This window comes from Peribacillus sp. 05N428 (assembly GCF_056397085.1).
Genome location: NZ_JBFTMS010000002.1, coordinates 71,002 through 92,335, shown reverse-complemented (window position 1 = coordinate 92,335; position 21,334 = coordinate 71,002). Strand labels below are relative to the sequence as shown.

The 21,334-nt window shown below is 42.9% G+C and carries 20 protein-coding genes; 5 read left to right on the top strand and 15 right to left on the bottom strand.

What is annotated here, in order from left to right:
* Positions 1 to 139 precede the first annotated feature (139 nt).
* Complete coding sequence (locus AC1DIV_RS02125; RefSeq protein WP_340878209.1) at positions 140 to 1,792, top strand: glutamine--tRNA ligase/YqeY domain fusion protein; 1,653 nt, start codon at positions 140 to 142, stop codon at positions 1,790 to 1,792.
* A gap of 62 nt (positions 1,793 to 1,854) precedes the next feature.
* Here AC1DIV_RS02125 and AC1DIV_RS02120 read toward each other — a convergent pair whose 3' ends face one another.
* The 9 genes from AC1DIV_RS02120 to AC1DIV_RS02080 form a co-directional block, all read right to left on the bottom strand.
* Complete coding sequence (locus AC1DIV_RS02120) at positions 1,855 to 2,709, bottom strand: STAS domain-containing protein (protein ID WP_340878210.1); 855 nt, start codon at positions 2,707 to 2,709, stop codon at positions 1,855 to 1,857.
* A 22-nt stretch (positions 2,710 to 2,731) separates the two neighbouring features.
* Positions 2,732 to 3,691, bottom strand: a complete 960-nt coding sequence (gene msrB / locus AC1DIV_RS02115; RefSeq protein WP_340878211.1) for a peptide-methionine (R)-S-oxide reductase MsrB — start codon at positions 3,689 to 3,691, stop codon at positions 2,732 to 2,734.
* A 150-nt stretch (positions 3,692 to 3,841) separates the two neighbouring features.
* Entirely contained in the window at positions 3,842 to 5,026 is a 1,185-nt protein-coding gene (locus tag AC1DIV_RS02110) for a NupC/NupG family nucleoside CNT transporter (protein WP_048685673.1), read from the bottom strand.
* Between the two features lie 265 nt (positions 5,027 to 5,291).
* Positions 5,292 to 5,747 carry a hypothetical protein gene (locus AC1DIV_RS02105; protein WP_340878213.1) on the bottom strand — a complete coding sequence of 152 codons (456 nt, stop codon included), beginning with the start codon at positions 5,745 to 5,747 and terminating at the stop codon, positions 5,292 to 5,294.
* A gap of 115 nt (positions 5,748 to 5,862) precedes the next feature.
* Positions 5,863 to 7,101 carry a sensor histidine kinase gene (locus AC1DIV_RS02100; protein WP_251541712.1) on the bottom strand — a complete coding sequence of 413 codons (1,239 nt, stop codon included), beginning with the start codon at positions 7,099 to 7,101 and terminating at the stop codon, positions 5,863 to 5,865.
* Between the two features lie 10 nt (positions 7,102 to 7,111).
* Complete coding sequence (locus tag AC1DIV_RS02095) at positions 7,112 to 7,783, bottom strand: response regulator transcription factor (protein ID WP_034316054.1); 672 nt, start codon at positions 7,781 to 7,783, stop codon at positions 7,112 to 7,114.
* Positions 7,784 to 7,891: 108 nt separating this feature from the next.
* Positions 7,892 to 9,082 carry an ABC transporter permease gene (locus tag AC1DIV_RS02090; RefSeq protein ID WP_340878215.1) on the bottom strand — a complete coding sequence of 397 codons (1,191 nt, stop codon included), beginning with the start codon at positions 9,080 to 9,082 and terminating at the stop codon, positions 7,892 to 7,894.
* Positions 9,009 to 9,749, bottom strand: coding sequence for an ATP-binding cassette domain-containing protein (locus AC1DIV_RS02085; protein ID WP_194719488.1), 741 nt, complete (start codon positions 9,747 to 9,749; stop codon positions 9,009 to 9,011). The genes AC1DIV_RS02090 and AC1DIV_RS02085 overlap by 74 nt, the downstream gene beginning before the upstream one ends.
* Before the next feature lies 1 nt (position 9,750).
* On the bottom strand, positions 9,751 to 10,719 hold the full coding sequence (locus tag AC1DIV_RS02080) for an efflux RND transporter periplasmic adaptor subunit (protein ID WP_340878217.1): 969 nt from the start codon (positions 10,717 to 10,719) through the stop codon (positions 9,751 to 9,753).
* 243 nt (positions 10,720 to 10,962) lie between these two features.
* Between AC1DIV_RS02080 and AC1DIV_RS02075 the strand changes: the two genes are divergently transcribed.
* Both AC1DIV_RS02075 and AC1DIV_RS02070 read left to right on the top strand, forming a co-directional pair.
* A complete protein-coding gene (locus AC1DIV_RS02075; RefSeq protein ID WP_373689814.1) occupies positions 10,963 to 11,283 on the top strand; it encodes a DUF485 domain-containing protein in 321 nt (106 codons plus the stop codon).
* 14 nt (positions 11,284 to 11,297) lie between these two features.
* A complete protein-coding gene (locus tag AC1DIV_RS02070) occupies positions 11,298 to 12,836 on the top strand; it encodes a solute symporter family protein (protein ID WP_340878218.1) in 1,539 nt (512 codons plus the stop codon).
* Positions 12,837 to 12,941: 105 nt separating this feature from the next.
* Here AC1DIV_RS02070 and AC1DIV_RS02065 read toward each other — a convergent pair whose 3' ends face one another.
* From AC1DIV_RS02065 to AC1DIV_RS02055, 3 genes are all read right to left on the bottom strand, one after another.
* Entirely contained in the window at positions 12,942 to 13,391 is a 450-nt protein-coding gene (locus AC1DIV_RS02065) for a threonine/serine exporter family protein (protein WP_170956501.1), read from the bottom strand.
* Between the two features lie 16 nt (positions 13,392 to 13,407).
* Complete coding sequence (locus AC1DIV_RS02060; RefSeq protein ID WP_262870361.1) at positions 13,408 to 14,163, bottom strand: threonine/serine exporter family protein; 756 nt, start codon at positions 14,161 to 14,163, stop codon at positions 13,408 to 13,410.
* Positions 14,164 to 14,439: 276 nt separating this feature from the next.
* Positions 14,440 to 15,246, bottom strand: coding sequence for an alpha/beta fold hydrolase (locus tag AC1DIV_RS02055; RefSeq protein WP_340878220.1), 807 nt, complete (start codon positions 15,244 to 15,246; stop codon positions 14,440 to 14,442).
* A gap of 166 nt (positions 15,247 to 15,412) precedes the next feature.
* Here AC1DIV_RS02055 and AC1DIV_RS02050 point away from each other — a divergent pair, with 166 nt between their 5' ends.
* Both AC1DIV_RS02050 and AC1DIV_RS02045 read left to right on the top strand, forming a co-directional pair.
* A complete protein-coding gene (locus AC1DIV_RS02050) occupies positions 15,413 to 16,681 on the top strand; it encodes a dicarboxylate/amino acid:cation symporter (RefSeq protein ID WP_289351426.1) in 1,269 nt (422 codons plus the stop codon).
* Positions 16,682 to 16,815: 134 nt separating this feature from the next.
* On the top strand, positions 16,816 to 17,487 hold the full coding sequence (locus AC1DIV_RS02045) for a lysoplasmalogenase (protein WP_340878221.1): 672 nt from the start codon (positions 16,816 to 16,818) through the stop codon (positions 17,485 to 17,487).
* An 84-nt stretch (positions 17,488 to 17,571) separates the two neighbouring features.
* Here the strand turns inward: AC1DIV_RS02045 and AC1DIV_RS02040 are convergent, their stop codons facing one another.
* The 3 genes from AC1DIV_RS02040 to gltC all read right to left on the bottom strand — a co-directional run bounded on the left by AC1DIV_RS02040 (position 17,572) and on the right by gltC (position 21,182).
* Entirely contained in the window at positions 17,572 to 18,771 is a 1,200-nt protein-coding gene (locus AC1DIV_RS02040) for a class I SAM-dependent rRNA methyltransferase (RefSeq protein ID WP_477575691.1), read from the bottom strand.
* A gap of 110 nt (positions 18,772 to 18,881) precedes the next feature.
* Complete coding sequence (locus AC1DIV_RS02035; protein ID WP_340878618.1) at positions 18,882 to 19,874, bottom strand: PTS sugar transporter subunit IIC; 993 nt, start codon at positions 19,872 to 19,874, stop codon at positions 18,882 to 18,884.
* Positions 19,875 to 20,276: 402 nt separating this feature from the next.
* Complete coding sequence (gene gltC / locus AC1DIV_RS02030; protein WP_048685649.1) at positions 20,277 to 21,182, bottom strand: glutamate biosynthesis transcriptional regulator GltC; 906 nt, start codon at positions 21,180 to 21,182, stop codon at positions 20,277 to 20,279.
* Between the last annotated feature and the right edge of the window lie 152 nt (positions 21,183 to 21,334).

Below are 21,334 nucleotides of genomic sequence, written 5' to 3'. Positions count from 1 at the left end.
GGATTGTACAAACTAAATACTTGATGAATTGTTTCAGATAAACCGTGATTCCGGCTCGAACATGGAAAAATATCTGTATTTATGGTATATATACAGGTAAAATTAAAAGAAGTATATAAATGAAAGAGGTCGAATTCAGTTGGAAAATAACTCTTCGAATTTTATTAAAAATATTATAAAAGATGACCTAGAGTCCGGAAAACATGATCATGTCATCACCCGCTTCCCTCCTGAGCCGAACGGATATTTACATATCGGGCATGCCAAATCAATCATTTTGAATTTTGGGGTGGCTGATGATTTCAATGGGAAAACCAACCTTCGTTTCGATGATACGAATCCATTGAAAGAGGATATTGAGTTTGTAAACTCCATTAAGGAAGATGTAAAATGGCTCGGCTACGACTGGGATAACCTTTTCTTCGCTTCCGACTATTTTGATGAAATGTATAAAAGAGCTGTGCTGCTCATCAACAAAGGACTGGCATATGTGGACGACCTTAATGCCGACCAAATCCGTGAATATCGCGGAACGCTGACAGAACCAGGGAAAGACAGCCCCTACCGCAATAGAACCGTTGAGGAAAATCTTGAACTATTTGAAAAGATGCGCAGCGGCGAATTCGAAAACGGCGCAAAAGTATTGCGTGCAAAAATCGATATGAGCTCACCCAACATTAATTTGCGTGATCCCGTCATATACCGTATCTCCCATACTGAACACCATAATACCGGCAACAAATGGTGCATCTACCCAATGTATGCCTTTGCCCACCCGATTGAAGATGCCATCGAGGGAGTCACACACTCCATTTGTACGCTTGAGTTCGAAGATCAACGCCCTCTTTATGACTGGGTCGTTGAGAATTGTGAAATGGAAAGCAAACCAAAGCAATATGAATTTGGCCGTCTTAACCTGACCAATACAGTAATGAGCAAGCGAAAACTCAAGCAGCTTGTCGATGAGGGCTTCGTGGACGGCTGGGACGACCCTCGGATGCCTACCGTTTCAGGCTTGCGGAGACGCGGGTATACACCCGAAGCGATTCGTGCATTCTGCCAAGAGATAGGTGTCGCCAAAACAAGCGGTATCGTAGACTCTCAAATGCTTGATCATTTCGTGCGGGAAGACTTAAAGCTGAAGGCTCCACGGACTATGGCCATCCTGAACCCGCTTAAAGTGGTCATCACCAACTATCCGGAAGGCGAGATAGAGTGGCTGGATGCTGAGGTCAATCCGGAAGTACCGGAAATGGGTACACGCCAAATCCCGTTTTCACGTGAAATATATATCGAACAGGACGATTTCATGGAAAACCCGCCGAAAAAGTATTTCCGACTTTTCCCGGGCAATGAAGTCCGTTTGAAACATGCTTATTTCATTAAATGTGAAGAAGTGATAAAGGACGACGCCGGTAATGTCATTGAACTTCGCTGCACATACGATATTGAAACGAAAAGCGGATCGGGCTTCACTGGCCGTAAAGTAAAAGGTACATTGCACTGGGTCGAAGCTTCACAAGCGGTTTCAGCAGAATTCCGCAACTTTCAGCCGTTAATCTTGGATAAGGAAAATGATGAAGAGGAAGAAAAATCATTCCTGGACCGGGTAAACCCTGATTCTATCGAAATTCTACAAGGATTTGTCGAGCCTAACATGAAAGATGCTAAACCTCAGGATAAATTCCAATTCTTCAGGCATGGCTATTATAATGTTGATTCAAAACTTACTGCGGCCGATCACTTGGTCTTCAACCAAATCGTCGGTTTGAAAAGTTCATTCAAGTTATAGAATCACGAAAAAGAACCAGATTCCTAGCGGATCTGGTTTTTTTCATTTACTGCACCCTTATATCATTTTTTCTCGTATAGCTTGATCCCTTGCTTGGAAAGGGCTTGTTTAAGAGTACTATGTGTCGAAACCTGACTAAAATCAAGGCCTAACTGAATCGATGTCTGGGCCACTTCAGGGCGAATCCCGGAAATGGTCGATTGAATGCCTAACAGGTTCAGGGTACTTATCAATTGATAGATTTGTTGGGCAACCATCGTATCCAAAAGGGAGACTCCCGATAAATCGATGAATAAGTGGGTGATATTTTTGCTAATGCATTTGCTAGGAGTCCCATTCAAAATTTCCTTTGCCCGATAGGTATCGATTTCACCGATTAACGGCAATACAGCAATGGCATCAACAATGGGAATGACAGGTGCGCCCAGTTCATTAATCAGCTCCTGTTGAGCTGACAAACGTTCTTTTGTCAAAAGGTAATACTGCTCGGTGAACTCACGGTTCAATTGATCGAAGGCACGATTAATAAGCCGGCTCCACCGGATGATTATTTCTTTCGTTATCTTCGTATCCATGAGCATATAATCAGTGATGAATGCCCAATATGTTTCACGTACCTTATTAAGCGCTTCCAACACTTCGTAAATGGGGGTGTCCGATTCAACCCTGCTCTTCGCGACAAGTGTGGCCCACTGCTCCATCGTTTCAATAAAAGCAGTTTCATCTTCAAGTAAAGCACTTGTCACTGTCTTGATGGTCCATGTGTTTTGTTCCCTAAGCAGCTTTTCGATTTCCTCATTAGAATCTATTGAATAGATCGACCCAGTTTGCTTTTCCCTTAAAGCCAGCCAGTTTTCCGTAATCTTCGACGAGTTATCAAGGATATATCGATATAAATTTTCATCTATTTTATCCATTTGTGTTCCCCTATCTCCCTAGTTATTTCATTTTGAATAGTATTAATAAATCTCCATATCCCGCTTTCTCCATTTCGTTTCTGGGGATGAATCGAAGGGCCGCAGAGTTTATACAATATCTCGTGCCTTTAGGACTTGGACCATCGGGAAAAACATGTCCAAGGTGTGAATCGGCATCCCTGCTGCGCACCTCGGTCCGGGTCATTCGGTGGCTGAGATCCATTTTTTCATTGACACTTGCCGACATGATGGGCTTCGTGAAGCTTGGCCACCCACAACCGCTATCATATTTATCCCGCGAACTGAATAGGGGCTCACCAGAAACGACATCCACATAAATGCCTTCTTCAAAGTGATCCCAATAAGCATTATCGAAAGGCGGCTCCGTGCCATTTTCCTGGGTGACATGAAACTGACTCTCCGTTAAGGTCTTTCTAAGGTGTGCATGATCCTTAGGCCAATTTTCTTTAATGAAAGCATCCCGTCCTGAGCCTTTACGGTACAATGCGTAGCGAAATTGGTTTTTCCGATAGAATTCTTGATGATATTCCTCAGCGGCGTAAAATTCCCCCGAGGGTAGAATACCCGTAACAATAGGTTTCTTAAACCGCCCGCTCATCATTAAATCTTCCCTCGATTGTTCTGCCTCCCGTTTCTGACGTTCATTAAGATAGAAAATGGCTGCCTTGTATTGCTTTCCCCTATCCGAGAACTGTCCATTATCATCTGTTGGATCGATTTGCTGCCAGAATATCTCTAATAACGTTTTATAGGAAATGATTGATGGATCGAACATCACTTGAACCGCTTCAACATGATCAGTCGCACCGGTAATCACTTGTTTATAACTTGGAGCGGCAAATTTACCGCCTGTATAACCTGATGTCACTGAAATGATACCATCCATTTCATCAAAGGGAGCAACCATGCACCAAAAGCAGCCTCCTGCAAAGATAGCTGTTTCTTTTCCATCCATCGTCATCCTAAAACTCCCCTTTCACGCCTGTCATTTTATGTATTATATACCAGCAAGCCAAGCACCTTCAAATTCAAAGATTCTACCTTTGCGTAACCAATATAAAAGAGGCACTTAGGAGTGAACCCAAGTGCCCTTTTGTGTTAGATCCGTTATTTAAAGTATCACACTTACAATGATCGCTGATAGGATGCTGACAAGAGTCGCACCGTATAGCAGCTTCAAGCCGAAACGGGCTACAACATTTCCCTGTTTTTCATGAAGTCCTTTGACTGCACCGGCAATGATACCAATTGATGAGAAATTGGCGAATGAAACCAAGAAAACCGAAACGATCCCTATCGTCCTTTCGCTCAAGGCAGCTGATGCTTCCCCTAAGCTCAGCATGGCAACGAATTCATTGGTTACCAGTTTCGTCGCCATGATTCCGCCAGCAGTCACGGTTTCTGAAATCGGTATACCCATGATAAACGCAAACGGTGCAAAGATATACCCCATGATGTCTTGGAAGCTGATGCCGAAAATCATGTCGAATATGCTGTTGATCCCGGCGATTAAAGCAACGAAACCAATTAACATCGCCGCTACAGTGATAGCAACCTTGAACCCATCCATGATATATTCCCCAAGCATTTCGAAGAAAGACTGCTTCTCTGCCCCTTCTTCAACAGGGAGAATATCCTCTGCATCCGTTACTGTATAAGGGTTGATAATGGATGCGATGATAAATCCACCAAACATGTTAATAACAATGGCCGTCACAACGTACTTTGGTTCAATCATCGTCATATAAGCACCGACAATCGACATCGATACAGTTGACATGGCTGATGCACAAAGCGTATACATCCGAGATGGCGGAATGGCACCGAGTTGTTTTTTCAAGGTTATGAAAACCTCGGATTGGCCTACTATTGCTGATGCAACCGCATTGTAAGATTCCAATTTACCCATCCCATTCACCTTACTTAGAACGAATCCAATCCACTTCATGATGAACGGAAGGATCTTGAAGTGCTGTAAAATCCCGATTAATGCGGAGATGAATACGATAGGAAGAAGGACATTTAAAAAGAAGGGCGATGCTCCTTCGTTTACAATCCCGCCAAATACAAAGGTGATCCCTTCATTTGCCCATTCCAAAAGTTTTCCGAAACCATCGGCAATTGAATTGATGATCACTAAGCCAAACTTCGTGTTTAATAATAAATAAGTTAAAACAAGCTGAATGACCACCATGAGGATGATCGGTTTAATTTTAACTTTCTTCCGGTCACTGCTGACTAAGATAGCTAGTCCAAAAACGATAAGCAGTCCTAAAATTGCAATCAGAAATTTCATATATTCTGCCTCCACTAAGGGTGAATTTAATGTTCGTGCATTAATAGTAGGATACCCTCAAATAATTTATGCAAACGTTTTCTCTTTCATCCAAAATACATGTACGTACCTCTCCAGAAGTCTATATTAAACTAATATTTTTTTTAGTGCAATTATTATTTCCCTTTTTAAAATAACAATTAGTGACAATAATGGGTTTCGTGAATAAAAAAAGAAGGCTCCCCTTCGAAAGGAACCTTCTCTTGCCACAAATAATATCGACTATTCAGGCAGCTGTTTTTCTTGTAATCACCGTTGTCGCTAATCCTGCCCCTCCAATTACAAAGATGATGATGGATGCGGCCAAGCCACCTGCCCCTTGATAAAAGTCGATGAATTTCCCAGCAAAAGAGTCTCTGCCTTGGAAACCGCCGCCGCTTGGCATTTCTCCTGGAGTCCCGGAACCATAATTAGGCCCCCCTTGTGGAGTGCCCTGCGTATCATTAGTTGCCGTTTCCGTCGATGAATCATCTGTCGCCGTACTGCTATTAGCCGATTTTTCCGTATCATCCGAATCTGTTGTATTGCTGCGGTCGGCAGGCTGACCCATCACCGCCTGTCGATTCATTGGCTCATTGCCGCTGCCATCCACATACATCATGATCCCGATGACTGCTTGGACCATTAAGAGGACCGAAACCAATATTCCAACCAAAAAGTGTAACCTACCAAGTCTTTTCATCAATGATTCTCCTCCGAAAATAAATGTATTTATAAGATGATTATCTAAAAAGACCCTTAATTTTTCCTTAAGCAGCAAGGAAGAAAGTAAGGGTCTTTTTCATATTGGCTGGCAGCTAGTTTTTCCTTTGATTTCTCGGAAAAGTGATTTCAAAACGGGTCCGTTCATTCTGCTCACTTGTAACCTTGATGTTCCCTTGATGTGTGTTTACAATCCATTTGGCTATGGATAGTCCTAAGCCAGAGCCTTCATTTGCCGAACGGGATTGCTCCACTTGGTAAAAACGGTTAAAAATCAAGGGGAGTTCTTCCTGTGGAATGCCTATTCCATTATCTTCTACAGTAAGAATGATGGATGAAGCATTCTTGATGCAGGACAGGGAAATTTCCCCGCCTTCCTCGGTGAATTTCATGGCATTATCCACCAAGATCACCAATAGCTGATGAATTCTCTCTTTATCCCCATGAAACACTACCTGTTCGGGAGCATGGCTAATGATTGATTTCTCTTGAAAAGATGCTATATCCGTATACTGTTCCACGATATCCATAAGTAGGTCATCAAGGAAAAAGTTCGATTTCTTAACCTCCATTTGATTCGAATCGGTTCTGGTCAAGGTTAAAAGTCCGTTAACAAGCTTATTCAATCGGCGGACTTCTTTCGAAATGATGGATATATCAACGGCTTTTTCCTCGATTGTCGCGTTAGGTGATTGAAATAGCAAATCAGCCCGCGATTGAATGACAGCAAGCGGCGTTCGAATTTCATGCGAAGCATCCGAGACAAACTGCTGCTGCTGATCCCAGGATTTCTTGACCGGGATCAAGGCCCGTCCTGCCAGAAGATAGCCAGCGCCCACCGCCACGAGACTTCCAATTCCTCCACCAACAAACAATATGAGCAGCAAGCGATCGAGCATTTCCTTTTCTGTATCCACATTCCTGATGAATTGTACGGCCATCTGTCCATACCCCGTATCGACCTGGGTGGAAAGGGCCCGATACGTGTATCCATTCACTGATATTTCTTCAATGTCATCAAAAGTTTTAGGGAAAAATTTTTGTTCATTGACCTTAAAAAAATTATCTACACTCAGTCTTGGCTCAATGATCGTATCATCCGGTCCCCAAACGATGACGCTTGGCCCCGGTCCTAAGAGAAACTCACCTTGCGGACGTCCGCCTGGCATGCCGCCATTATTGAAATCCCGGTAATCCTTTATAAGTGAATCATTGACATCCTTATAGATCTGGTCTTCCGTATAGAAATAAATCGTTCTGCTTAATATGGCTATTAAGACAATAAAGACGATAGAATTCAATATTGTTAGTTGAAGCCTTGTTTTTTGGAACATAATGATCCCCTTATGGTTGTTTTAGCATATAACCAATACCCCGAACGGTTTGAATATCTTTATGATAATTGAAAGGTTCCAATTTTTTTCTAAGGTGATGGATGAACACTTCCACAATGGCAATCGTCGTATCTGAATCAAACCCCCAAATGCGGTCGAAAATCTGCTCACGGGTCAATATTTTCCCATTATTTTGAATCAGGTATTCCAGTAATTCAAACTGTTTCAAGGTCATTTTAATGACCTTTCCATCAACCAAAATATCCTTTTCTTTTTCCAACAGTTCAATATTACGGTATTTCACATGCTGTTCTAGCGAAATAATGCCACTCCTTCGAAGCAGGGCACGAATCCTGGCCTTAAGTTCCGGTGCCTGAAACGGCTTGACCAAATAATCATCGCCACCCATTTCCAACCCTCTGACACGATCCTCAAGTGCATCTTTTGCCGTCAAAAACAAGACACTTGTATCTATTTTTGCTTCCCTGATTTTCCGTACGATTTCAAATCCATCGATTCCCGGAAGCATTACATCCAAAATGATGATATCGTAAATACTTTGTTGAGCCATGAATAGCCCATCTTCCCCATTATCCGCTGTATCGACTTCATATTCATCCGTCAAAATCTGTCGGATCGACTCTAATAATGAAACATTATCTTCTACCACCAAAACCTTCATGCAGGGTACCTCCCAACCGCCTCAATTGTGATATATGTTGATTTTATCCTTTTTCATATGCAAAAGAAAGCGGGCTTTTAATGCCTGCTTTCTTTCAAAATGGTATGTTCATTCGTGACGCAGTGCCTGGATTGGATTTAATTTGGATGCCTTATTGGCAGGAAATACACCAAACATTATCCCGATTAAAATGGAGAATAAAAAGGCAAACAATGTCACCGTCCATGAATAACTAATCGTTAAACTTGAAAAAGCTGAAATCAATTTTGTGATTCCCAAGCCAATTCCAACTCCCAACAGTCCCCCGAAGCAGCTCAGGACCATCGCTTCAATTAAAAACTGAAGAAGAATCGATTTCCGATTTGCCCCAATTGCTTTTCTAATCCCGATTTCCTTTGTCCTCTCCGAGACGGAAACCAACATGATATTCATGATCCCGATTCCGCCTACCAGTAACGAAATACTGGCAATACCGCCAAGCATGAGTGTGAACGTGTCCGATACAGAGCTCATTGTATCCATCAGATCTTCTTGATTGGACACCGAGTAGTTACCACTCTGTTCTGGGAATGATGTGGTCATCGCACCTTGTACCTGGTACATTGCCCTATCCATGATATTCTCGTTCTCCGCTTTTAAATAGACGGTTCCGATTGTCGTGCTGCCTGTAGCCCTTTCGGCAGTGGTGATAGGTGCAATGATGACATCATCCCCGCTTGATCCCATTGAGGTGCCTACCGATTTCAGGACACCGATCACGCGATAGGAAACACCGCCGATAAGCACGTTCTGGTCCACGGCTTTTTGATTTTCAAAAAGCGTGGTGGCTGTATCCGACCCCAGGACAACGACCTTGGAGCGTAATTCCGTTTCCATATCCGTCAAAAACCGGCCTTGACTGAGCTCTAGATCCCTAACTGATAAGTAGGATGAAGTTGCACCGGTCATTGAAACCTGCGCCGTAGCTTCTCCGTTCTTGGCATAAACTCGTCCAGTGACCACAGGCGCCACTTCCGATATCCCGCTCAGCTCTTTAAACTGTTCAATTGTATCATCCGTCAGCTCCACGGAGTCGGTATCCGTGACACTTACCGTTATCAGGTTCGTTCCCAGGCTATTGATCTCATCCTGAACGGACTGTGAGGAACCCTGCCCAATCGAAACCAGGACGATTACGGAGGCAACTCCAATTATGATCCCAAGCATGGTTAAAAATGCTCTGACTTTATTGGTTTTGATACTGCGTATAGCCATCTTCATTGATTCGCTCAGGTTCAATCCAATCACCTCCGTTTTCAAATAGCTGACCATCCTGTATCCGGACGACACGAGTCGCTTCTTTAGCCACTTCCAAGTCATGGGTTATAAGAATGATTGTTTGTCCCTTTCCGTTCAATTCTTTCAGCATCTGCAGCACTTCTTTACTCGTTTTACTATCAAGCGCCCCCGTCGGCTCATCCGCCAATAAAACGGGAGGATTACCGGCAAGTGCCCTTGCAATCGCAACTCTTTGCTGCTGTCCACCCGACAGTTGGGTAGGCAGATGATTCTTCCGGTCACCAAGGCCCACCATATCAAGGCACGCATTGGCCACTTCTCTTCTTTCCCTCACGCTTGCCCCTCTATAAACCAGGGGAAGTTCGACGTTCTCCAATGCTGTCAGTTTTGCCAACAGGTTGAAATTTTGAAAGATGAATCCTATTTTAATATTACGGATGGCAGCTAACTCATTATCCTTCATCTTCTCCACTTCTTTACCATCAAGAAGGTATTCACCTATGTCAGGCTTGTCAAGGCAGCCAATCATATTCATGAACGTCGATTTCCCTGACCCAGAAGGACCGATGATCGAAATGAAATCGCCTTTATCGATTGTAAGACAGACATCCTGAAGTGCCTTGACCGTTTCACCGCCTAATTCATAAGACTTGGACATGTTCTTAATTTTTATGATGGGTTTCGCCATTTTACTGACCTCCCTTTCCACTCGGCATTCCGCCACCGTTTGGCATCCCGCCGCTTGGCATTCCGCTGCCGCTCTGCATTCTTATCTCGCCTCCTTGGCCTCCCCTCATTCCTTCGCCGCCGCTGCCAGTGGAGCTTTCATTGATGGTGATAGGCAAGGAAACAAACTGTCCCTCTTCAAGCCCCGAAGTTATTTCAATATATCTATCGTTACTGATTCCAGTCTCAACCACTTTCTTTGTACTGACAGCTCCTTCAGTTGTACCGGATTGTTGTATATTCACATATTTCTCTTCCCCGTCGATTTGGACTGCTTCAATCGGAACATATAAGGCATCTTTTACACTATTCGTCAAAATGCTCACCTCAGTCGACATCCCAATTTTTATATCGCCGGGTTTGTCAATTTTGATAGTGACATCGAATGAAGAAACTCCATTCTCATATGTACCTTCCCTTGCTACACTGGTCACTTCCCCCGTAAACGTTTCATCTTCAAAAGCACTGGCTTTAATTTCAACCGTTTGTCCTTTTTTAACACTTGGAACATCCAATTCATCAACACTGATCGTGGTTTTCAATTTTTTATAATCCGTAACATGTGCCAACACTTCACTGCTTGATACACGATCCCCTTCTTCAACATCCATTGTTGTAACGGTACCATCGAATGGGGCCGTTATCGGGTCACTTCCATCCGTGAAGGTAATAAGTTCATCACCTTTCTCAACCAATTCATTCTTCTCTACCAGAACTTCGTCCACTTCACCCGATATGGAAGATGTAATATCCTCACTATTTATTGCGGCGACCGATCCGGAACCGCTTATTTGAACTTCAAGATTTCCCTTTTCTACTGTAGCCGTCACCGATTTCGCAATAACAGGCTCAGCATTGTCCTTCATGAAAAACCAAACGCTTCCCCCAATCGCCAGCACTAAAACCGTACCTATCGTTATCAACTTTTTCATCACTTTTCTCCTTTCAGGTTTCCTTCGTTGAAACCAGTATCGTGAAAGAAGCTTAACTTTTCCTTAATGGTTTTGCTTGTGCGTAAAAAGAAAAAACTATGTCGAACGAAAAAAACTTTAATTCCAGCATTTGAATTTACAATATATTCTGAAAAATATATACTGATACTGTTATCGGAAAATGGTAATGAAAACCAAATCAATAATGATGAAGGGGGAACCAACTTGGCATCAAACGATTCAATCGCTAAGGAAACCGAGGTAAGCGCTTCCACGGACTACACCAAGATCGTCCAATCACAATCTTTTCAAGAACTCTTAAGGAAAAAACGCAACTTCATCGTCCCGCTATCCATCTTTTTCATGGTCTTTTATTTCACCCTACCCATACTAACTTCCTATTCTAAAGTTCTTAACTCCTATGCTTTCGGGGCAATCAGCTGGGCCTGGATTTTTGCCTTCGCCCAATTTATCATGACCTGGACATTATGCATCCTCTATTCCAGAAAAGCGGCGACATTTGACAAATTAGTAGAAAAAATCGTTAAAGAAGCGAAAGGATAAAAGGTGAATTCACAATGAATATTCTTGCTTTTATATTATTTCTTATCATTGTCGGACTAACATTGGTCATTACCTATTTTGCTTCACGGCGCACCAAAACGACCGCGGACTTTTATACGGCTGACAGCAGCCTCACTGGCTGGCAGAATGGCTGGGCCATTGCGGGAGATTATATGTCCGCCGCCTCATTTTTGGGAATAGCCGGCATGGTCGCACTCTCTGGATTTGACGGTTTTTTCTATAGCATAGGTTTTCTGGTTGCGTATCTGGTCGTTCTTTATATTGTGGCCGAACCGCTCCGTAACCTTGGCAAGTATACATTGGCGGATATGATCGCTGCCCGTTTCAATGAAAAGAAAGTACGCGGGGTTGCTGCCCTTAACACCATTTCGATTTCAACCTTTTATATGATCGCCCAATTAGTCGGTGCAGGTGCCCTTATAAAGCTCTTACTAGGAATTGATTATCTTTACTCCGTCATCATTGTAGGTATTTTAATGACCGTATACGTCGTTTTCGGCGGTATGACGGCCACCAGTTGGGTCCAAATCGTTAAAGCCGTTTTATTGATGGCAGGAACATTCATCATCTCCATCGTCGTGTTGGCGAAATTCGACTTTAGCGTGATCGAGATGTTCAGGCAGATGAAAACAGCCACTCCTTTGGGCGGGGATTTCCTTAACCCCGGTAACAAATTCAAGGATCCTTTGGATACTTTATCCCTTAATTTAGCGCTTGTACTCGGTACGGCTGGACTACCTCACATTCTTATCCGTTTCTTTACGGTGAAAGACGCCATCACAGCCCGAAAGTCAGTAGTATATGCCACTTGGATCATTGGCATCTTTTATATAATGACCATTTTCCTCGGTTTTGGAGCGGCAGCCTTTGTCGGTTACGACAAAATAATAGCCGCGAATGCGGCCGGCAATATGGCTGCTCCGCTGCTTGCCGAAGCCATTGGGGGTGACTTCCTGTTCGCCTTTGTCTCTGCAGTTGCTTTCGCTACCATTTTAGCGGTTGTCGCAGGTCTCGTTCTATCGGCAGCATCTGCTTTTGCCCATGACTTCTATGGCCACATCATCCGGAAAGGTCAAGCCACCGACAAAGAACAAGTCGTTGCTGCCCGTTGGGCATCCATCGGAGTATCCATCCTTTCCATCATCCTGGCCTTATTTGCCCAAAACATGAATGTCGCCTTCCTTGTTTCACTCGCCTTTGCCGTCGCTGCCAGTGCCAATCTGCCCATCATTGTCTTCACGGTATTCTGGAAGCGTTTTAACACGACTGGTGCTGTCACGGGCATGTTAGTTGGTCTGGTCAGTTCTTTATTGCTTGTATTCCTAAGTCCCAATGTCTGGTCACCGGTGGAGGGAGCGGCAATATTCGTTGGGGAACCATTATTCCCACTTGCCAACCCAGGCATCATCTCCATCCCGATTGGTTTTATCGCAGCCATCGCCGGAACACTTCTGTCAAGCAAGAAAGCAGATGCCAAAAAATTCGACGAAATTTTGGTTACTGCCAACACTGGGATGAAAGATCCTATATAAACTAGATTCATTATTATTTTAAAATATTAAAAAGAGAAAGGAGAGCAGGCATCGGCCTGCTCTTCTTTCTCTTTTTTCAGAACATATCCATCAGGAAGATTCCCGCTAACTTCTCAATCTTACCTTCCTTCTATTGTACTTAGTTACTAACTGGTTCATGACTTCGGCAAAGATCAGCCCCATCGCAATGGCACCAGCCAGCATGAAAACCTTGGCTGCCAGCTGAACGGCGACATAAAAATCATTTCCGACAAAATGCTTCATCGCATCATACGACAAACCTCCAGGCACGAGAGGGATGATTCCCGATACATTGAAAATCGTGATCGGCGTTTTATACCTTTTAGCAAAATACTGGCTGATGACCGCAACGATAAATGCAGACGCTAATGTTGCAATGATGCTATTTATCTCATTTTCAACCAGAGCAAAGTATAAAATCCACCCCAACATCCCTACGAAACCACATTGAAACAATGAATTTTTTGGTACATTGAAGATGACTCCAAAGGCGGCTGAGGCAATGAAACTTGTAATAAGCTGTGCAATCATCATTCTTCCTCCCCTAAAATCATAAGAAAACAAACGCGGCCGATATTCCTGCCCCTATGGCTAAAGCAGTCAAACCTGCATCCGCACCCTTGGATAGACCCGAAACCAAATGCCCTGCAATTAAATCCCTGGCTGCATTCGTAATTAACAGCCCTGGCACAAGCGGCATCACCGCTCCGATGATTATCGTGTCCAAATGACTTCCAACTCCAATCTGGACAAAGAACAAAGCTACTAATCCTACGACTAAAGAGGCGATGAATTCAGCAAAAAAACGGACTTCCAATAACCAGTGCAAATAAAGCAGGCATGAGAATCCCATTGCTCCAGCTATACAGGACCAGATGAAATCACTCCACTGTCCTTGGAACATGATTAAAAAGCAGCCGCTCGCTATAAATGCAGCAAAGACCTGCACCCACATGGGATACCCCATCCCGGCCTTTTCGATTTGTTTTAACCGTAAATATGCTTCCTCCGGTGTCATTTCCTTGCTGGAAATGCTTCGGGATATACTATTAACCAGAGTCACCTTATGTAAATCTGTAGATCGTTGGGAAACCCGGATCAATTTTGAAGCTGGGTGCATGCCATCCAGCGAAAAAATAATTCCAGTAGGGGTCGAAAAACTGTGTGATTCACCGCACCCAAACGCTGCAGCGATCCTAACCATCGTATCTTCCACCCTTGATGTTTCCGCTCCGTTCTGAAGCATGATTTTTCCCGCGAGTAAACATACATCTATAATTTCATTGTATGGTAAACGATCATCCATTTTATCCTCACCATCACTTCCTGCATGAGTTTCTCTCAATAACAGATAAACGATCACACCAATTTAAATCCACCTCATAATAGCCCAATTCCTGTGAAAAGGATATAAAAATATTACCTATTTAATTTATCAATTCCATTAACCTTCACTACTATCTTTCTTAGTACCAGTATTCCCTTTATTTCCTGCCAAAACCGTTTAGTTAAAAGAAAATTCAATTATATTCATAATTAAAAGGAATGCAGGCACTGCATCCCTTTTCCCGATCCTGTACGACTATACACCCTTTTGAATGAAGCCATTCACGGTTTCATTAAACAACTCGCTTTCTTCCAAGAACGGACAATGGCAACTATCTTCAAAGATTACTAGTTTGGAATTCGGAATGTTTTCATGCAAATGTTCCCCAGCTGCTACAGGAATGACTTTTTCATGTCTTCCAAAACAGAGAAGTGTGGGTACATTGATTGCCGGCAAGAAGGAACGATAGTCCACAATCGATTGGTCAAATAGAATGCTGCCAGCAATGGATTCCGGCATTTTGGTCACTTCCCCAAGCATCCAGCCTGCATCCTCTGCAGATAATTCATTGTTGAACATGGAAGTAAGGAATTTTTGCAAAAATGGGGTACGATTCGTTTGAATTTCTGTCATGAAGGCGATCAACGTTTCCATATCAAATGCACCGATATGAAAATCGGGCCACTTAAAATCAGAGGCCAATTCATCCACGATCACAGTTGAATGAATATTTCCCTCACCGAATTGCTTAAGATAATCCCAAACGACAAATGCCCCCATCGACCAGCCTACAAGTATAACATCCTTTAATCCCAGTTCACCTATGAACGCATGAAGATCTTTTGCATAAACGGAGACCGTATTTCCATAATGTACATGATTTGACTGGCCATGACTTCTTAAATCAAGCAATATCGTTCTATATTTTTCTGAAAAGTACGGCAGCTGCCTTTTAAAGAACCGGCTGCTCATCCACACACCATGGATAAAGATAATCGGTCTCCCCTGGCCCTTTTCCTCATAAAACAACCGAACGCCTTCTTCCACCTCAACAAATGCCATTCTATCCCTCCTTCTCGATATTTTCACCATCCATTCCCCATTATTATTTATTGCATTTATTCCTTTAACATTCCTTCCTATAAAAAAATATTGTCAAACCCGATTTTAGAGTTGATAATGAAGTATATTTTTATTGATATCTTCATCCTGAAAGGACTGAATTTAAATGAAGAGCTTTATCAAAAACTATCGATCCTCTTTAATACTGCTCACTGCCATCATTATCGGTGGGATAGCGGGCGTGGTTTTCGGGGAGAAAACCTCGATCATACAGCCGCTAGGGGACTTATTCTTAAATCTGATGTTCACGATCATCGTGCCATTGGTATTTTTCAGCATTGCTTCAGCGATTGCCAATATGAGCGGAATGAAGCGTCTCGGAAAAATTATGGGAAGTATCGTTCTCGTTTTCCTGACAACGGCTGCTTTAGCTGCCGTCATTGGATTTATTGGGACAACCATCGTCAATCCGTTGGAGGGTACAGATACGACAGCCATTAAAGAACTTATGGAAAACAGTTCCCCTGAAGAGACCATCGAAGAAGTTTCCTTCTTCAGTCAACTGGTCAGCACTGTAACCGTTTCCGACTTTCCAGAACTGTTCTCCAGAAGCAATATGCTTCAGCTTATCGTTTTCTCCGTATTAATCGGACTTTCCACTGCACTGGTCGGTGAGAAAGCAAGACCGATTACTGAGTTTTTGACAGCAGGTACAGCTGTCATGATGAAGGTCGTCAAAATCGTCATGTACTATGCGCCAATTGGACTTGGTGCTTATTTTGCGGCGATTATCGGGCAGCTTGGGCCGCAGATTTTAGAAGGATATGCTCGTACTTTCATTCTCTATCTAGTCTTGGCCTTGATTTATTATTTCGGCTTCTTCACTTTGTATGCCTTTATCGCAGGCGGGAAAGATGGCGTTAAACTATTTTGGAAAAATGCCCTTACACCTTCCATTACAGCCATCGCGACTTGTTCAAGTGCCGCGTCCATTCCAGTCAACCTGGAATCAGTCAAGAAAATGGGCGTGCCTAAGGATATAGCGGAGACTGTCATCCCACTCGGAGCCAACACTCATAAAGATGGTTCGGTTTTCGGCGGTGTATTGAAAATCGTTTTCCTATTCAGCTTATTTGGAAAGGATATGACAAGCATTTCAAGCATTTTAAGTATACTTGCTGTTGCCTTTTTGGTTGGAGCTGTTATGGGTGCCATTCCTGGGGGCGGCATGATTGGGGAAATGTTGATTCTTAGCGTATTCGGCTTCCCTGTGGAAGTCCTGCCTATCATTGCCGTTATATCCACGATCATCGATGCTCCCGCTACATTGCTTAACTCAACAGGAAACACGGTTTGTGCCATGCTTGTCACAAGGCTTGTTGAGGGGAAAAACTGGTTAAAACAAGCTTTCGTTAAAGAAAACTCAGCCGTATGATTCTTATGACTGACTGGCTCCTGGTTAAACAGGGGTCAGTTTTTTCATTTTCACGACTTTCTTTCAAACAGTTCTTTCATTGACAAGGGGTTCCATCCCCTTGCATAGAATTAAAGATTGAAGGAGGGAATGGAATGTTAATGAAATGCTTACCTGGGGCAATCCTTATCACGGGACTATCCTATATTTTTCTTATACCGGAAGAGCCTTTGATCATCAAAATACTGTTCAAGGTACTCCCCATGTTATTGATACTGCTCTACGCCCGCACTACTGTGGGAAGACGGGGTCGTTACCAATCCTTAATCCTTCTTGGTTTATTCTTTTGCATGCTTGGAGATGGTTTGTTGATTTGGTTCGTCATCGGGCTTTCCGCCTTCTTGACCGGCCACCTTTTCTATATTTCGGCATTCTTTGGACGATGGAACTTTTCATGGCTCCGATTTGCGACGATTCTTCCGATTAGCATTTACTCCACTTGGATTAGCCGTGAAATTGTACATTCATTAATCGAAAAAGGGGAACATAACCTCATCATCCCTGTGATCTGCTATGTAACGGTCATCTCCCTTATGGGCTGGGCGGCATTTATGACCGGAAATGCCGCCGCAATCATCGGCGGGGTCCTCTTCATGATCTCAGACTCCATTTTATCTTGGAACAAGTTTATCGATGATGTTGCCTTTTCAGGTCCACTGATCATGCTTACCTACTATGCAGCCCAGTTTTGCATGGCTAACAGCATTCTCAGGAAACCTTCCTTTCATGTATCGAAAGGTTTGAAAAGTGAACGGCCTATCCAGTGAATCTAATGTCCAATCGTTCCACATGAAACATTTTCATTATAAAAAAGGCATTCACAGTTCTGCTTGAACTGTGGACGCCTTTTCTTATCCTTTAATTTTCTTAATGAAGACTACTTTTAAATAATTCCCTTCCTTATAATCAGGAATTGTTTTAAAATCAGCCGGCAATGAGAATTGTTCCATGATTTCATACTTTCCATTCATTTCCTTGAAAGCAACATCAATGAAGTTCTTGAATTTTTTCATGTCGAACGTACTGCAATTAGTTGAGGCGATAATGACCCCATTGTCTTCCGTAATGGAAATAGTATCCTTCAGTAGATTCGTATAGTCTTTTCCGGCACTGAAAGTAAACTTCTTCGATTTGGCAAAGCTAGGCGGATCAAGGATGACCATTTCAAATTTCAAGGCTTTCTTCACCGCATATTTAAAATACTTGAAAACATCCATCACCACGATATTGTGACCTTCAGGATCAATGCCATTCACACTGAACTGCTCGGTCGTCTTTGGTAAACTTCTATTCGCCAGGTCGACACTCGTTGTTTTAACAGCACCGCCTAAAGCGGCAAACACGGAGAATGCCCCCGTATAGGAGAACATATTCAACACCGTTTTCCCTTTTGCGTATTCATCGCGGATTTTCCTTCTGACATCGCGTTGATCAAGGAAGACACCGACCATTGCCCCATCATTCAGATAAACAGCAAAATGGACTCCATTTTCCTTTACAAGAAGCGGAAATTCCGGCTGTTCGCCCATGACAAAATCGTCTTCTTCCACGTACTGCCCCTTTGTATCAAAGCGTTTCTTCTGATAAATCGATTTGACCTCGACCGTTTCCTGCAAAGCCTTAAGGATGTAGTCCTTAAAGAAATATATTCCTTTGCTATACCAGCTAATGACATAGTGACCATCATAATGATCAATGATTAAACCGCCAATTCCATCACCTTCCCCATTAAACAAGCGGAAAGCTGTAGTCTCCCCATCTTCAAAAAAAGACTTTCGGAATTCATATGCAGCCTGGATTTTTCCGTTAAAGAAGGATTGATCAATCTTTTCATTCTCTCTCCGGGTCAATATCCAGCCATAGCCCTTATTCTGTATGCCATAATATCCTTTTGCCAGAAAGCGGTTGTTCTCATCCACCAAGCGCACCAAGGATCCCTCTTCCTGAAGGTCATTAAGATTGGCTATCGACTCTCTAACAATCAAGGGAAAACCCTTGCTGATTTTACTCACGAACTTAGCTTTCACTTTTATATCGATTTCTTTTCCCATCTATATCATCCTATCTTTGCAAATGCTTTCCTCCCCATTTTACCCTAATCCCCTTATAAATAAAAACCAGCCCGGTTCCTTAACCTGGCTGGTTTCCAAGAAAACTTTGATTATGAAACTTCCAAATGAAGATCGCCTGGCTTAACTTTACCCATCATCTTCAATACGCGATGTAAGGCAAGCGTGATCACAGCTGGCAATACCATCCCCACTGCCACATAAACCAAGAACGTGTATAGCCCCTGACCGGTTATGATCGCAATCGGGGCAATCATTGAACTTAACCCCATGCCTCCAAGCTCATACGGCACTTGAAAATCGAATGCCAAGGTAGCGATAGGCGCACAGATGATTGCCGCCACAAAAGGCGGAACTACATATAATGGTTTTTTGATCAGGTTAGGAAATTGAACTTTTGGCGTAACGACCATCTGTGCCAGGAACCCGCCCATATCATTATCTTTATAAGACATGACAGTGAACCCGACAAACTGAACCGTACATCCGATTAGGGCCGCAGCACTGGAAACGGGATCTAATTGCAGGGCGATCGCCAATGCGGCGGAAGACGCCGGTGTCATCAATAAAATGCTCCATACCAAGGCTATGACCATGGAACCGATTAATGGGGAACCCTCGACCGCAGCGGTAGTTTGACTGCTTATCCATGTTAGGAGCGGAGTGGTGACAAGAGCCAGGCCATATCCCGAAACTCCACCGACAAGAACGGCACCCATTGGGATGGCCATGATGTCCAACTTCGTTTTGCCGATTATGCGCTTACCTATATATGTTGCAATCACCGCTGCCAAGATAGCACTTAGCGGCTGGCCCGTAACAATCGTGAAGGCACCCTCAGCCGTTTTGTGAATGGCAGCACCTCCAACAGCACTTGAAGCCATGGCGCTAAAGATAATTAATGAATTTCCTCCTAGCTGATAGGCGATTCCTGCTCCTAAAGCTGGTGCCAGTAAGACCTTCGCGGCCCCGCCTATTGCCAGAAAGACCTCCCAACCTAAATATCCCCCTATGGATTCAAACAATAACCCGATCCCTAATGTAACCAAAACAGCGTTGGCTATCCCTGTTGATGCCTTGTACATTCGATCGCTGATGTATTCTTTCCTGCTCACTTTATCTCCACTCCTTGTTAATTATCAGAATATTCAATTTAGTAAAATCGAAAAAAAAATAAAGGTCTTCATTTAAAAAGCCTATTAAGTATATCGTACCACTACCTGAATGTCTGTTAATGTCTGTTCGTATAATAACATGAATTTTCTGATAATGTAAGTGATATTTTTATTCTAAAAAAATAAAAGCGCTTTCAAAAATAAAGGTTTAACACATTACTGTTCAATAAAAATCAATAACTCATTATTTCAAAATAAGTTATCCCCTTTTAAGGATGCCTACATGGAATACTTAGGTACATTTGCGACAAAAAAAAGAACCCGATTAAGGATTCTCTCATTGTATTTATGCCTTTTCTAATAGCTATCATCCTATTTTTGAAATCCTTCCAATTTGGCAAAAGTGTCCTTCAAGTATTGGTAAAACAATTTCTCCGTTGGCATCAGTTCCCTATCAGTCGGAACGATGACCCCTACAGCCCTGGTTACAGATGGATTCTCCAGCGGCAGTTTAACCGTAAAACGCGGCAAGCTATCAATCAAGGAAATCTCAGGTATCAAAGTTATACCCAGACCTGCCGCCACCAGGCCTTTTATGGCATCAGTATCTTTCCCTTCAAATGCCACCTCCGGTTCAAAACCATGCAATTTGCAAGCTTTCATAACGAGATCCCTTAAAACATAACCCTTTGGAGATAAGATGAACGGATTTCCTTGAAGCTCATTCAAGGATAGTGATTTCTTCAGGGCCAAAGGATGGCTTTCTGGCAGAAGGGCAACTAAGTTCTCAATAAACAGCGTTTCCCCTTTGATTTTCTTTTCATTCACCGGCAGGGGGCCAATCAAGGCCATGTTAATGTTTCCTTTAATCACAGAATCTATCAGGTAGCGATAGGAACCTTGTTTCAATGTGAATTTCGCCTGGGGGTAACTTTCCCTGAAGTCGGAAATGACCCTTGGCAATACATAAGAAGCCAAACTGCTGGGAAAGCCAATGCGGATTGTCCCTTTTTCCGGATCCAGACTTTCGGCCATCTCACGCTTGGCACGATTGATTATATCCATAGCTTGTTCCATATGAGATAAAAATGTATGGCCTATAGGCGTCAATCTAATCTTTCGGCCTTCCCTGATAAATAAGGGCACACCCAGCTCTTCTTCTAAATTGTATATTTGGCGACTGACAGCAGACTGGGCAACATGCAAATCCACTGCTGCTTCCGTCATATGTTCACGCTTTGCCACTTCAATGAAATATTCAATTTGCCTTAATTCCAATCTAAGCTCCCTCTTTCATATCAAAACAGCATGTTATTTATCTAATATTCAGATTGTTCGTTTCATTTTTAAATTATATCATGAAAGTATCATATAAAAACCGATAGACTTACCCTATTTAATATTTTATGACTTTAACTAAAGGAGAGAAA

Bases quoted from the DNA above. Each gene is read 5' to 3' on its own strand.
- AC1DIV_RS02120 (WP_340878210.1), bottom strand. From the start codon at position 2,709: ATGGATAAAATAGATGAAAATTTATATCGATATATCCTTGATAACTCG.
- msrB (WP_340878211.1), bottom strand. From the start codon at position 3,691: ATGACGATGGATGGAAAAGAAACAGCTATCTTTGCAGGAGGCTGCTTT.
- AC1DIV_RS02110 (WP_048685673.1), bottom strand. From the start codon at position 5,026: ATGAAATTTCTGATTGCAATTTTAGGACTGCTTATCGTTTTTGGACTA.
- AC1DIV_RS02105 (WP_340878213.1), bottom strand. From the start codon at position 5,747: ATGAAAAGACTTGGTAGGTTACACTTTTTGGTTGGAATATTGGTTTCG.
- AC1DIV_RS02100 (WP_251541712.1), bottom strand. From the start codon at position 7,101: ATGTTCCAAAAAACAAGGCTTCAACTAACAATATTGAATTCTATCGTC.
- AC1DIV_RS02095 (WP_034316054.1), bottom strand. From the start codon at position 7,783: ATGAAGGTTTTGGTGGTAGAAGATAATGTTTCATTATTAGAGTCGATC.
- AC1DIV_RS02085 (WP_194719488.1), bottom strand. From the start codon at position 9,749: ATGGCGAAACCCATCATAAAAATTAAGAACATGTCCAAGTCTTATGAA.
- AC1DIV_RS02080 (WP_340878217.1), bottom strand. From the start codon at position 10,719: ATGAAAAAGTTGATAACGATAGGTACGGTTTTAGTGCTGGCGATTGGG.
- AC1DIV_RS02070 (WP_340878218.1), top strand. From the start codon at position 11,298: ATGAATATTCTTGCTTTTATATTATTTCTTATCATTGTCGGACTAACA.
- AC1DIV_RS02065 (WP_170956501.1), bottom strand. From the start codon at position 13,391: ATGATGATTGCACAGCTTATTACAAGTTTCATTGCCTCAGCCGCCTTT.
- AC1DIV_RS02060 (WP_262870361.1), bottom strand. From the start codon at position 14,163: ATGGATGATCGTTTACCATACAATGAAATTATAGATGTATGTTTACTC.
- AC1DIV_RS02055 (WP_340878220.1), bottom strand. From the start codon at position 15,246: ATGGCATTTGTTGAGGTGGAAGAAGGCGTTCGGTTGTTTTATGAGGAA.
- AC1DIV_RS02050 (WP_289351426.1), top strand. From the start codon at position 15,413: ATGAAGAGCTTTATCAAAAACTATCGATCCTCTTTAATACTGCTCACT.
- AC1DIV_RS02045 (WP_340878221.1), top strand. From the start codon at position 16,816: ATGTTAATGAAATGCTTACCTGGGGCAATCCTTATCACGGGACTATCC.
- AC1DIV_RS02040 (WP_477575691.1), bottom strand. From the start codon at position 18,771: ATGGGAAAAGAAATCGATATAAAAGTGAAAGCTAAGTTCGTGAGTAAA.
- AC1DIV_RS02035 (WP_340878618.1), bottom strand. From the start codon at position 19,874: ATGTACAAGGCATCAACAGGGATAGCCAACGCTGTTTTGGTTACATTA.